This window comes from Paraburkholderia sp. GAS333, from assembly GCF_050435665.1.
Lineage (GTDB): Bacteria > Pseudomonadota > Gammaproteobacteria > Burkholderiales > Burkholderiaceae > Paraburkholderia > Paraburkholderia fungorum_A.
On the sequence record NZ_JBNDKS010000007.1, the window covers coordinates 83,276 to 95,942 of the forward strand.

Genomic DNA, 12,667 nt, shown 5'->3' on the forward strand with positions numbered 1-12,667 from the left:
GCGCTCTTCTATTCGTACGCAGGCACAGCAGCCGCGCCGCCCCCCCGCTTCTACCCCGCATCCGATTAGTCAATACCTGTTGCGATCAGACGACGCCTAGCCCAATTTATTACTGCGCTTTTGTTTCTGGAAATATCATTCGCACCATTGCGCGGACCTGACTCGGCGCATCACCTTTAGTTACCGCCGCGACGGGGAGCATTTCTCACCGACGGCTTCTATAAAAAATATCGCTACTGCCATGAAAAAAACGACTGCGGCAATCGGCGCCGCTCTGCTCGCCCTTGCCACCCAATCCGCGTTCGCACAAAGCTCGGTCACGCTGTACGGTCTGGTCGATACCAGCGTGCGTTACCTGACCAACGCAAACGCCAATAACGACGCTCAGGTTGCAATGGGCGAAGGCGTCGAAACGCCGAGCCGTTTCGGCTTGAAAGGCTCTGAAGATCTGGGCGGCGGTACGTCGGCGATCTTCAAGCTCGAAAATCAGTTCCAGTTGTGGTCGGGCAAGCTCGACAACAGCAACAATCAACTGTTCCAACGTAATGCTTACGTCGGTCTGTCGAACCAGCAATACGGAACGTTGACCTTGGGTCGTCAGCAAACGCCGTTCTTCGAGGCCATGGGCAACACCTACGACCCGATGACGGTCGGCGACTTCTGGCAGGACAGCTGGATCTATAACGGCATCGGCCCGTTCCTGTTCACCAACAGCTCGGTAAAGTACACCAATCAGTTCGGCGGCCTGCATCTGAGCGGCATGTATGGATTCGGCGGCGTGGCAGGCAGCACCGGCGAGAACAGCATGTACGGCTTCACCGCGTCGTACGATCTCGGCAATCTGTCGGCTGTCGTCGGCTTCCAGCAGAACGATGTGTCGGGCAAGAAGTTCAACCTGTTCAACGTCGGCGCGGTCTACGCGGTGACGCCGTCGCTGAAGCTGCTGGGCGGCTGGCTGCACGCACAGGACAACACGGGCTTGACCGACGTCGACATGCAGCAGTCCGGCGCTCCCGCGCTGGCCCACGTGAGCCCGAACCGGATCGACGACAGCTTCTACGTCGGCTCGACCTGGCAGGTCACCTCGCCGCTGGCTCTGACGCTGGCCGGCTACTACGATCACGCGCGTAACGCAGCGAACGTCGACGGCACGCTCGGCACCGGTGTCAACTATTCGGCTACGATCCTCGCCGAGTACTCGCTGTCGAAGCGGACCGAAGTGTACGGCACGGTCGACTTCACCCGCGGCAGCGGCGCGTTCGTGGCGGACTACCCGGGTCGCAACAATCAGACGGGTGTTGCCATCGGTCTGCGCAATATTTTCTGATCGGGCGGCCTGACCCGTCAGGCGCGACGTTCAGCGAAAACCGCCCGCATCGTGAGATGCGGGCGGTTTTTCATTGTCAGCACGGTTTGCGTTGCGTCTCCTGAATGGGTCAGCCGAGCCACGTCCTGATTTGCGCTGCCATCACCGAACTCGAGATGCCATAGCGGTCGTGCAGCGTCGGCAACGCACCGGCATCGAGGAACTGATCCGGCAACGCGACCTGGCGGAACTCGGGCGAAACCCGCGCGCGCATCAGCGTGCTCGCCACGGCTTCGCCGAGGCCGCCGACCACGCTATGGTTCTCCGCGACGATCACGAGCCGCCCCGGCCTCGCGCATTGCTCGATAATCGTCGCTTCGTCGAGCGGCTTGATGGTGGGTACGTGCAGCACGGCCACGCTCGCCGAACCGTCGTCGAGCAGCTTGGCGGCTTCGAGCGCGCGCATCGTCATGAGGCCGGTCGACACAATCAGCACGTCGCGGCCGTCGCGCAGCAGCTTCGCCTTGCCGAGTTCGAACGTGTAGTCGTATTCGTCAAGCACCACTGGCACCTTGCCGCGCAATAGCCGCATATAAACCGGCCCATTGTGCGCGGCAATTGCACTCACTGCCTGCTCGGTGTCGAGCGCATCGCACGGATCGACAATCGTGAGCCCGGGGATGCCGCGCATCATCGCGATGTCTTCGGTCGCCTGGTGGCTCGGACCGTAGCCCGTCGTCAAGCCCGGCAGCGCGGCGCAAATCTTCACGTTGAGGTTTTCTTCGGCGATCACCTGGTGGATGAAGTCATAAGCACGACGCGTCGCGAACACGGCGTAGGTCGTGGCGAACGGGATAAAGCCTTCCTTCGCCATGCCGCCCGCTGCGCCCATCAACAGTTGCTCGGCCATTCCCATCTGGAAGAACCGCTGCGGATGTTCCTGCGAAAAGACGTGCAGGTCCGTGTATTTCGACAGATCGGCAGTCATGCCGACGATGTTCTGACGCTTGCGCGCTTCGGCTGCGAGTGCGTGACCGAACGGCGCAGGTTGAGTGCGCTGGCCTTCGCTGGCAATCGACGCGATCATCGCCGAGGTCGTCAGGCGAGGCTTGTTCTCGGCAGGTTTGTCGATGACGTTGCTCATGCTCCGGCTCCTTTCGCATGCAGTTGGTCGAGCACGTCGATGGCGTGTTGCCACTCGTCCTGCTCGACGCGGATAAAGTGGTTTTTCTCGCGCGTTTCGAGAAACGGCACACCCTTGCCCATCAGCGTGTCCGCGAGAATCACGCGCGGCTTCGCATCGGCGAGATTGCGGCAGCGATCGAACGCCTGAACCACAGCAGCCAGATCGTTGCCGTCCACGCGTTCGACGTGCCAGCCGAACGACGCCCACTTGTCGGCGAGCGGCTCGAAACCGAGAATCTCGTGCGATACGCCGTCGGCCTGCTGGCGATTGACGTCGACAATCGCGATCAGGTTGCCGAGCTTGTGGTGAGCGGCCGACATCGCGGCCTCCCACGTTGCGCCTTCATCCAGTTCGCCATCAGACATCGAGTTGTAGACGAACGCCGGATTGTTCTTCAGACGCAAGCCGAGCGCCATGCCGACCGCGATCGTCAGGCCTTGCCCCAGCGAGCCGCCCGAGATTTCCATACCCGGCGTGTAGGCGGCCATGCCCGACATGGGCAGACGGCTGTCGTCCGATCCGTAGGTTTCCAACTCGTCTTCCGGGATGATCTTCGCTTCCAGCAACGCAGCGTAAAACGCAATCGCGTAGTGGCCGTGCGACAGCAGAAAGCGGTCGCGCCCTTCCCACTCGGGTTCATCGGCGCGGAAGGTCAGCGCGTGGCAATACGCGGCGGCGAGAATGTCCGCGTAGCCGAGCGCCTGGCCGATATAACCCTGCCCCTGGACTTCGCCCATCCGCAGCGCGAAGCGGCGGATCCGGTAGGCGGAGTTGGCGAGCGCGGTGGTCGCATCAATGGTGTCGGTGTCCATCATGGCTCCAGTGTTCATTGAGAAAAGTGCAGCGTGCTCAGCGGTTGACCACTTTCGCGGGCACGAGGAAGACGAGCAATGCGCCGATCGTCACGGCGGTCGAGATAAAGATGAGTCCGGCAGTCGATTTGCCGGTGAGGTCGTTCAGCCAGCCGACAATCGCCGGCGAGAAGAATCCGGCCAGATTGGCGAAGCAGTTGACCGCTGCGATGCCCGCCGCCGCCGACATGCCGCCAAGCACCGCGGTAGGCAGCGACCAGAATTGCGACGACGACGCGAGAATTCCCGCTGATGCAATGCTCAGGCAGATGATCGACGCGCTGACGCTGCCGAGCAAAGGCAAGGTCGCGAAGCCGCCTGCCGCGATCAGCATCGGCACAGCGAGATGCCAGCGGCGTTCGCGTTGGCGATCCGCGCTCATGCCGATCAGCGGCAGCACGACGATTGCGCACAGGTATGGAATTGCCGTGAAGATACCGACCCACAACGGGTCTGCCACACCGGATTTGCGAATGATGGTGGGTAGCCAGAACGTCAGGCCGTATTGTCCGAGCACGACGCAGAAGTAGATCCCGGCCATCAGCCACAAACGGCGATCACCGATAAACGCGCGGATCGAAATATGCGCGACCGTATGCTTCGCGTCGGCCGCGACGTTGCGTGCAAGCAGTGCCTTTTCGGACTCGCTCAGCCACTTCGCTTTGGCGATGCCGTCGTCGAGATAGAGCAGGATCGCGATGCCGAGCACGAGCGAAGGTACGGCTTCGAGCACGAACAACCACTTCCACCCTTGCATCGACATCACGCCTGCCAGCGAGTGCATGATCCAGCCAGAAAGCGGGCCGCCGATAATTCCCGCAAACGGAATAGCCATGAAGAACATCGACAGGGCTTTGGCGCGGCGGGTCGATGGAAACCAGTAGGTGAGATAGAGAATGACGCCGGGCGCGAAACCCGCTTCCGCCACGCCGAGCAGAAAGCGCAGGCAATAAAACGCAGTGGGTGTCTTCACGAAAATGAAACTCGCGGAGATCACGGCCCATGTCAGCATGATTCGCGCAAGCCATCTGCGTGCGCCCACGCGATGCAGGATGAGGTTACTCGGTACTTCGAACAGAAAATAGCCGAGGAAGAAAATGCCCGCGCCCATGCCGTACACGGTCTCGCTGAAATGCAGGTCGCTCAGCATCTGCAGCTTCGCGAACCCCACATTCACGCGGTCGAGATACGCGCCGAGATAGCACAACATGAGAAACGGAATCAGCCGACGCACGACCTTCGCGTAGGTCCGCGCTTCGAAAGTCGCGGACTCGACATGCGGCGTCATATCGCCCACCACGGGCGAAGCAGTGAACTTCGATTTCATGCCTGTCTCCTGTGGATCGACGTTAGCGCTTTGCGTGCGGAATCGGAGTCAGCGCTAATGCAGCGAATCCGACTGACCGTTCAAGCGATAACGTCAATCTCATGCAAGATGGTCCTCACCATGTCTTGCAACGCGTCCCAAGTTTTTCTTGAGTACGCGAATCAACCGGCTTATTGCCGGCGTCGGCGTCAATGGATCAGCATGCCGCCATTCACATCCAGCGTGATGCCCGTGAGATACGTGGACAGGTCGCTCACGAGGAACAGACACGCATTCGCGACATCGGCGGCGTCCCCGAGACGGCTGAGCGGAATGCCCTTGATGATGTCCGCCCGCATTTCGGTCGTCAGCTTGCCGCCGGTGATGTCGGTCTGGATAAGTCCGGGCGTGATCGAGTTGACCCGAATGTTGTTGGGACCAAATTCGCGTGCCATCGCACGCGCCAAACCCAGCACGCCTGCTTTCGCGGCGCTGTAATGCGGGCCACCGAAAATGCCGCCGCCGCGTTGCGCGGAAACGGACGACATGCACACGATGCTGCCGCTGGTCTGCTCTTTCATCACCGGCAAGACTGCCTGGCTCATATAGAGCGTGCCACGCAGATTGACGTCCATGATGGCGTCGAAGTTCTCCGCGGAAATGTCCAGTGTGCGAACCGGTTGGGTAATGCCCGCGTTATTGATCAGTCCGTCGATACGGCCATACTTCTCGAGCGTCGCACGCGCGGCAGCGACGCAGGCCGCTTTGTCGGTCACGTCGCACGCGAGTCCGAGATGACCGTCCCCCAGATCCGCTGCGGCATTTTTTGCCTCTTCTTCGCGGAGATCGAGAATCACGACCTTGGCGCCCTGCGCAACCAGCGCCCTGGCCGTCGCTTTGCCGATGCCTCGCTGCGATGCAGCACCCGTTACGATCACCACTTTGTTGTCGAGCAACATCTCTGTCTCCTGAGTTTGATTTGATGGACAGAGTGTCTAACTCGGGGCGGCTGCGATCAACGCACTACGGCTCAATCGTCATTGAGAAAAATTCAGATGAGCCCGGGTACAGGAAAACCCTGGCGCAATGATCGGGCTCACTCACGCAGAGTGCGGGATTCAAGTGCAATTTCGCGTTCGATCCACGCGACGAAACGCTCGACTCGCGGCAACTCTGCATGCTGCCTCGGGTAAACAAGGTGATGCGCGCCAACCTCGACGGCATGGGTGTTGTCGAAGACCGGCACGAGCACGCCTTCACGCACTCTCACCGACGCCAGCATCAGACTTTCGAGCGCAATGCCGAAACCGAGGGCAGCCGTCTCCAGCGACATGTAAGAGCGGTCGAACGAGAAATCAAACGTTTTGTGTGCCGCCGACACGCCGGCTCGCCCAAACCATTGCTTCCATTGAACGTGCGGCGTTTCCGAATAGATGAGCCTGTGTTGCAAAAGATCTTCAGGCGAATTCACGGGATGCTGAGCGAGATATTTCGGCGAAGCCAGCGGCGCAATGAACTCGTTGCGCAGCGTTTTAACTTCGAGGTCGCTCCAGTTTGCATAGCCATGACGCAGATCGACGTCGTAATAGCCGCTGGTAAACGACACATCTTCATAGGAACACGCGAGGTTCAACTGGATGTCGCCATTCGATTCGTGAAACGACGCGAGGCGCGGCAGCAGCCACATCAGACCGAAGCTCGGGCTCGAATGCACCCGCAGTATGTCGACGTCCGAACGGCTCGACGCGCGCTCCGTGGCGCGGCTCAGATCGGCCAGCGAGCCCGTCACGTCGGACAGATAACGCTCGCCCGTAGGCGTCAGCACGAGTCCACGGCCGGATCGATAGAACAGCGACTGGCCGATGATCGATTCGAGATTGCTGATCTGGTGACTCACCGCCGACGCGGTCAGGCCGAGTTCCTCGGCCGCACGGTTGACGCTCTTCGTTCGGGCCACGCTTTCGAACGCGACGATGGCCTTGACCGGTGGAATGCGCATAGTGAATTTTTTTCAGACGAAGTTGAATGAAACCGCCTTGTTCGCAAGTGTTCCGTACTGCCATTCTGTCTACAAGCCTCGCAGAACCACGCGTGTTCATACGCGAATGACGCGGCCAATCATAAGCATACGTTGCGCAGTGCAGCAACCGCGCAGGAGACAGCAATGAATTATCCGACTTTCCTCCCGGAAGCGCGATTTATCATCGGCCACCCGATTCGTCCTCACTCCATCTGTCTCCCCTTCCGGTCCAACGTTCACGCATTGCGTCGAGCCGCGCCGTATTCGTTCCGATAGTTCGCCGCAAGGAGACAGGAGATGGATCAACCTCGCTATTTATTAGCCGCACGTTCGATAGTCAAACGCTTCGGTCCTACGAGCGTGTTGAACGGCTTCGATATTTCGATTGCGCCCGGTGAGGTGCATGCTTTTCTGGGCGGAAACGGAGCGGGAAAATCGACGCTAATCAAGATCATTTCAGGGCAGTTCGATCGCGACGGCGGCACGCTCGAATTCGACGGACAGGACATCGGCGCGTCGGCGAGTTCGCATGTTGCGGACGGCTCGCTCGCGGTCGTCAATCAGGAACTCGCGCTGTTGCCGCACCTGACAGTGGCCGAGAACATTGCGATGCCGCGACTGCGGCGCGGGACCGCGCGTTATAGCGAACGTGCTTCGATGACCATTGCGATCGAAGCGCTGTCGCTAATCGACGCGCAATTCGCGCAGGTATCCGCAGGCCGTCTGGTTGGCGACCTGACCTTGCACGAGCGCCAACTGGTTGAGATCGCTCGCGCATTGGGGTCGGGCGCAAAGCTGCTATTACTCGACGAGCCGACCGCGAATCTCACCGCCGCCGAGACGACACGTCTGTTCGCCGTGATACGCCGTCTGATTGCCGATACCGGTCTCGCTGTTCTGTTCGTTTCGCACCGCATGCGTGAGATACGGCAGATCGCAGACGTGTGCACGATTATTCGCGATGGCAAAACCGCCGTCGATCGTGCTGCAATCGATGCGATCACGGACCGCGAAATTGTCGAGTGCATGGGACAAAGCATCGTCATCGACGAGGCGGCCGCGAACATCGCCGTCACGACGGAAATCGCCCAGCCCGCGAATGTCGCGGATCATGCGGGCAGTCAACCATCACAGCGAAATGCTGGCACGCTTCGCATCGAGCGCGACGGCATATCGGTCGATGTGAGTGCCGGATCGATCATTGGACTTGCCGGTGCGCCGCTGGGACCTTCATCGCTGATCGATGCATTGACAGGCATTGCACCAGTCGACGCCTGGAACATCACGCGCGACGGCAAACGCATCAACTATCCGCATCCATGCGCGGGCGCACGCGACGGCGTCGGCTTCGTATCGGGAGATCGCTCGAACAAGGGTGTGCTTGCCACGCTGCCGATCGTCGACAACCTCGTCGCTGCGGCACGCGTGGTGAGCCGGCGCGGCATCGTCAGACACGCAGAGGTCGAGCAAGCCACCCAACTGCTCGACGCGCTAAAAATACGCGCGGGATCACTATGGGATTTGCCCGCGACGCTCAGCGGCGGTACGCAGCAAAAGCTGCTGATCGCCCGCTGGCTGCTGCTACGCCCGAAGCTTCTCGTTCTTGAAGAACCCACACGCGGCGTCGATATCCGAACCAAACGCGAAATCTACGCGTTGATCCGAAAAATGGCCCAGCAGGGTACGACGATCATCTGGTGGTCTACCGAATACGTCGAGCTTGTCGAACTGTGCGACACGGTGCTCGCATTCGATCTGGACGGCAAACCCACTGACGTATTGCGTCACACCAGCGTCAACGAAACCCAACTCGCTACGTCTACCGGCATGGCGGCATAGGCGGATGTATGTCGCGAAACAGGTCGTCATATCGACCGGCGGACGTGCAGGAAAGATCGATCAGGAGACACTTATGAAATCAGTTACGCATCCCATCGCGGAGCAGCGTTTGCAACGTTCCGGTGCAGGCCGTCGATTGTTGTCGACATATCGCTCTGAAATTGCGATTGCCATCGCGATCATCGTGATCGAACTCGCTGTCGGCATGATCGTGCCGGCCGCGCTGTCCGGTGGGAACATCTCGAACGTGACGCAGGCGGCCGCCCCGCTCGTCATCATGTCCTTTGGCGTTCTGCTCGTCATCATCACGGGCGGTATCGATCTTTCGGTCGGCTCGGTGTTTTCGCTGACCGGCATGGTGACGGGACTTGCGATGTCGCACGGCTACGGTGCGATTGCGAGCAGTGTCGCGGGATTGTCGGTCGGTGTGCTGATCGGCGCCATCAACGGCGCGCTGGTCACTTTCGTCGGACTCGCGCCGTTCGTCGTAACGTTGAGTACTTATGCAATCGCGGGCAGCCTTTCGTTCATCGTCACCGATGGCCACTCACTGCCTATTTCGAATCCCGACTACTGGCTGCTCGATTCCGGCACGCTGATTCCGGGTCTGCCTAATTACGCGCTGTGGTGCGTGTTACTGCTGATCGCAATCGAATTCTGTTTGCGAAAAGTTGTCGCGGGGCGTTGGCTATACGCAATCGGCAGCAGCAGTTCGTCAGCGCGCGTCATCGGGATTCCGGTGAATCGCGTCAGATTGGGCGCTTATCTGATGTCCGGATTGCTGGCGTCGTTTGCGAGCATCGTCAGTGTGTCGTACATCAGCAATGCGGAAGCGACCGCGGGTTCCAGCCTGATGTTGCAGGCAATAGCAGCAGTCGTGATCGGTGGCGCGAGCCTGTTTGGAGGCACCGGGTCAGCGGTCGGCGCGATGCTCGGCGCGCTGATGATCACGATCATTCAGAACGGCGCGAACCTGATCGGCGTCAACAGTTTCTGGCAAGGCACGGTGACGGGCGTTGTCATTCTCATTGCGGTTCTGGTCGACCGCGCTACCAAGGCCCGGCGCTAACAGCGGGTCAATCAGACAATCGTCAAGGAGACAGATCATGTTCAAGGACAATTCAAACACGCTCGATAATGCGCCCCTCCGTCCGCTCAAACGTGCACTCGCGGCCTCGATACTGGTGCTTCTCCCGGTAATAGCATCGCAGCCGGTTGTCGCTGCGGACAAGCAGACTGTCGCCTATATTGCGCCGTCGCTCGATATTTCTTACTGGCAATGGGTCGCCTACGGTGTCAAGCAAAGAGCAAAAGAACTCGGCATGGACTACGTCGAATTCACCTCGGAGAACTCGCCGGCCAAACAGATGGACAACGTGCGTACCGCGATGACGCGTGGCGTCACTGCCATCGTGATGGGCCCAGTCAGTTCGACCAGCACGCCGCCTGTGCTTCGTCTGCTGAAGAGCAAATCGGTGCCGATCGCTTTCACCGGTATCGGACCGCAAGCGGGAGAAACCGACTTTACGTCGGCAGTGACCGCCAACAATTACGATACGGGTAAAGCACAGGGCACTTACGTGTGCAAACTTGCGAAGGACCGTGGCAGCAACAAGGTTGCGATGCTTTCGCTGCCGCAGGATCGCGAGAACGCGCAGAAGTACATGAAAGGCGCGCAGGAGTCATTCAAGGCCGACGGTTGCGATCTCGTTCAGGTACTGGAAACGCACGGCCTGACCGTCAACGAGGCGGTGCAGCAGGCTAACGACGTACTCACCGCGCATCCCGATGTGAAGGCGATTTATGGCATGTACGACGAAGCCGCAACCGGTGCTGCCAAAGCGCTGCAAACGCGTGGGATTGTCGGCAAGGTGGCGGTCGTCACAGCCGACGGCAGCCCCACTACGATCAAGCTGTTGCGAGACGGCACGATTCAGGGCATTTTCCTGCAGGAGGCCGTCGGACAGGGAATCGATGCAACCACCCAGGTGTACAACGCGTTGAACCATAAGCCGACGACCCAGCAATTGGCACTCAAGGAGCCGCTCGTGACGAAGGAGACAATCGATCATCCCGAAGCTCAGGCAACCGTCAAACGGGTCTATCCGCCGTCGGCCGGCAGCTACTGAGAACTTTATCGGAGAGACGCAACGCCGCTCGCGCAGCAACGAGCGGCGCAGGCTCATCAGCATTGCCTATGAGGAGACGACGTGGACAACCTGCCTATCATCGACCCGCATCATCATCTATTCGACCTTGAGCACGGCAACTATCCGTGGCTACAGGGACCCATGCTGAAACGCGTATTCGGCGATTACTCCGCGATTCGCCGGGACTATCTGATAGACGATTTTCTGGCTGATATTCGCCACCAGAATGTCGTGAAAACCGTGCACCTCCAGGTCGAATACGATCACAACGACCCGGTCGCGGAGACGCGATGGTTGCAGAGCGTGGCCGATGTGCACGGCTATCCGCACGGTATCGTTGCATTTGCCGATCTGGCGTCGCCGAATGTTCAATCGGTGATTGAAGAGCATTGCCAGTATGCGAACGTGCGCGGCATCCGCCAGTGCCTTAACTTCCATCGCGATCCGGTCAAGACGTTCATCGACAGCCCTCATTTGATGAGTGATCCGCAATGGCGTCGCGGCTATGCATTGCTGAAGCAGTTCGATCTGTCATTTGACCTGCAGCTTTACTACACGCAGATGGAAGAAGCGCTCGCCCTCGCCCGGCAGTTCCCTGACACGCCGATGGTGCTCAACCACACCGGCATGCCGGTCGACCGCTCGCCGGAAGAGATCGACGGATGGAAAAAGGGCATGACGTTGCTCGCATCAGCGGAAAACGTGTTCTGCAAAATTTCGGGTCTGGGAATGGGCGACTGGAAGTGGACGGTATCGAGTATTCGCCCGTTCGTGCTTCACGCGATCGAGGCGTTTGGTGCAAACCGCTGTATGTTCGCGAGCAATTTTCCGGTCGATAAACTCTTTAGCAGTTATGACGCGGTATTCGATGCATTCAAGGAAATTACCGCCGATTTCTCAGTGCTTGAACGGCAGGCGCTGTTTCATGACAACGCGGAACGTGTGTATCGTCTGTGAGATTGAGCGTGAGCAAAGATCTGGTTGGCGGTTGACACTGGTCCGCTATCGCGCGTGACGGCCACCTTCTGGCGGCCGCATAAAGAGCATGGCCTGTGGCCGTCTAAAGATGAAGAATCCTTCATCTTTCCGCCAGTTTTTCCCGCAAACGCTATGCGTATTCTTCTACGGCATCACTTGCCGGAGCGTCGGCGCATGGCGTTCTTCGCGACACAAGAATTAGGATCACGCCTGACTCTCCGGCATGAAGGACCAACCGCTACCAAGGGATCTTCATGTCCAACTACAAGCCGTTCATCGCCGCCAGACAGAAGTTGGCACTCGTCGCGAGCATCGTCCCGCTGACTCTGATTCCTTTTACGACGGCATCGGCCGCACCGGCCGACACCCCGCCGCCGTACGAAAATCTCTCTACGCTGCACGTCAAATCATCTGCGCTGAAGCCGTTCGAAACTGTCTTGCGTCAGAACGCGGCAGATGCGCGTCATGCGCCGGGCAATATTTCGTTCACGATATTTCAATCGCTATCGACTCCGTCGACGCTCTATGTACTAGAACAATGGAGCACCGAAGCCGCGTATAAAGTGCATATGCAGCAGCCTGCACTGCTCGCGATGCACAAGGCGGCACAGGACGATCTGGACGGTCCGATCAGTCACATGCGCATTGCACCGGTTAGCCCCGGCGACGACTCCCAGCCCAAAGAGATGACCCACGCGAATCAGACCAGCAATGTACTGGTATTCCTGAGCGTGAAAAGCGCCGCAGAAAAGCAGTTCCGCACTGACATAGCCAATGTGACACCGACCTTTCGCGCCGCGCCCGGCAATATCTCATTCGATGTCTTTGAGGACACGGGGCATGCTGATTCGATGGTGCAACTGGAGCGCTGGACCAGCGACGCCACTCATCAGGCAAATCTGAAACGACCGATCATCGGCACCATTCGCGCGGACTATGCGCTCACGCTTGCCGCGCCGATGATGAATGGACGGGTCCTGCTCAAGGACATCACCAACGGCTAACAGGCCGTCATCACTACATCGCGGAAT

Annotated in this window: 11 protein-coding genes; 6 read left to right on the forward strand and 5 right to left on the reverse strand. The window is 59.3% G+C overall.

All coding sequences use genetic code 11. The features are described from left to right. The first annotated feature begins 241 nt into the window (after positions 1–241). Complete coding sequence (locus ABH945_RS29990) at positions 242–1,327, forward strand: porin (protein ID WP_429253051.1); 1,086 nt, start codon at positions 242–244, stop codon at positions 1,325–1,327. A 109-nt stretch (positions 1,328–1,436) separates the two neighbouring features. Here the strand turns inward: ABH945_RS29990 and ABH945_RS29995 are convergent, their stop codons facing one another. The 5 genes from ABH945_RS29995 to ABH945_RS30015 all read right to left on the reverse strand — a co-directional run bounded on the left by ABH945_RS29995 (position 1,437) and on the right by ABH945_RS30015 (position 6,648). Then, positions 1,437–2,450 carry a transketolase family protein gene (locus tag ABH945_RS29995; RefSeq protein ID WP_074772684.1) on the reverse strand — a complete coding sequence of 338 codons (1,014 nt, stop codon included), beginning with the start codon at positions 2,448–2,450 and terminating at the stop codon, positions 1,437–1,439. Next, on the reverse strand, positions 2,447–3,304 hold the full coding sequence (locus ABH945_RS30000) for a transketolase (protein ID WP_074772681.1): 858 nt from the start codon (positions 3,302–3,304) through the stop codon (positions 2,447–2,449). The genes ABH945_RS29995 and ABH945_RS30000 overlap by 4 nt, the downstream gene beginning before the upstream one ends. Before the next feature lie 37 nt (positions 3,305–3,341). Continuing rightward, positions 3,342–4,670 carry an MFS transporter gene (locus ABH945_RS30005; protein WP_429253052.1) on the reverse strand — a complete coding sequence of 443 codons (1,329 nt, stop codon included), beginning with the start codon at positions 4,668–4,670 and terminating at the stop codon, positions 3,342–3,344. Between the two features lie 188 nt (positions 4,671–4,858). Next, complete coding sequence (locus ABH945_RS30010) at positions 4,859–5,608, reverse strand: SDR family NAD(P)-dependent oxidoreductase (protein ID WP_074772675.1); 750 nt, start codon at positions 5,606–5,608, stop codon at positions 4,859–4,861. Between the two features lie 137 nt (positions 5,609–5,745). Then, positions 5,746–6,648 (reverse strand): LysR substrate-binding domain-containing protein, encoded by a 903-nt coding sequence (locus ABH945_RS30015; RefSeq protein WP_074772672.1) that lies wholly within the window; start codon positions 6,646–6,648, stop codon positions 5,746–5,748. Between the two features lie 318 nt (positions 6,649–6,966). Between ABH945_RS30015 and ABH945_RS30020 the strand changes: the two genes are divergently transcribed. The 5 genes from ABH945_RS30020 to ABH945_RS30040 all read left to right on the forward strand — a co-directional run bounded on the left by ABH945_RS30020 (position 6,967) and on the right by ABH945_RS30040 (position 12,640). Continuing rightward, entirely contained in the window at positions 6,967–8,508 is a 1,542-nt protein-coding gene (locus tag ABH945_RS30020) for an ATP-binding cassette domain-containing protein (RefSeq protein ID WP_429253053.1), read from the forward strand. A 73-nt stretch (positions 8,509–8,581) separates the two neighbouring features. Next, the gene (locus tag ABH945_RS30025; RefSeq protein ID WP_074773514.1) at positions 8,582–9,577 is read left to right on the forward strand and encodes an ABC transporter permease; all 996 of its coding nucleotides are present in this window, start codon (positions 8,582–8,584) and stop codon (positions 9,575–9,577) included. A gap of 37 nt (positions 9,578–9,614) precedes the next feature. After that, on the forward strand, positions 9,615–10,637 hold the full coding sequence (locus ABH945_RS30030; protein WP_429253054.1) for a substrate-binding domain-containing protein: 1,023 nt from the start codon (positions 9,615–9,617) through the stop codon (positions 10,635–10,637). Between the two features lie 90 nt (positions 10,638–10,727). Next, positions 10,728–11,615, forward strand: a complete 888-nt coding sequence (locus ABH945_RS30035; RefSeq protein ID WP_429253171.1) for an amidohydrolase family protein — start codon at positions 10,728–10,730, stop codon at positions 11,613–11,615. 275 nt (positions 11,616–11,890) lie between these two features. Then, positions 11,891–12,640, forward strand: a complete 750-nt coding sequence (locus ABH945_RS30040) for a putative quinol monooxygenase (protein ID WP_429253055.1) — start codon at positions 11,891–11,893, stop codon at positions 12,638–12,640. Positions 12,641–12,667: the final 27 nt, after the last annotated feature.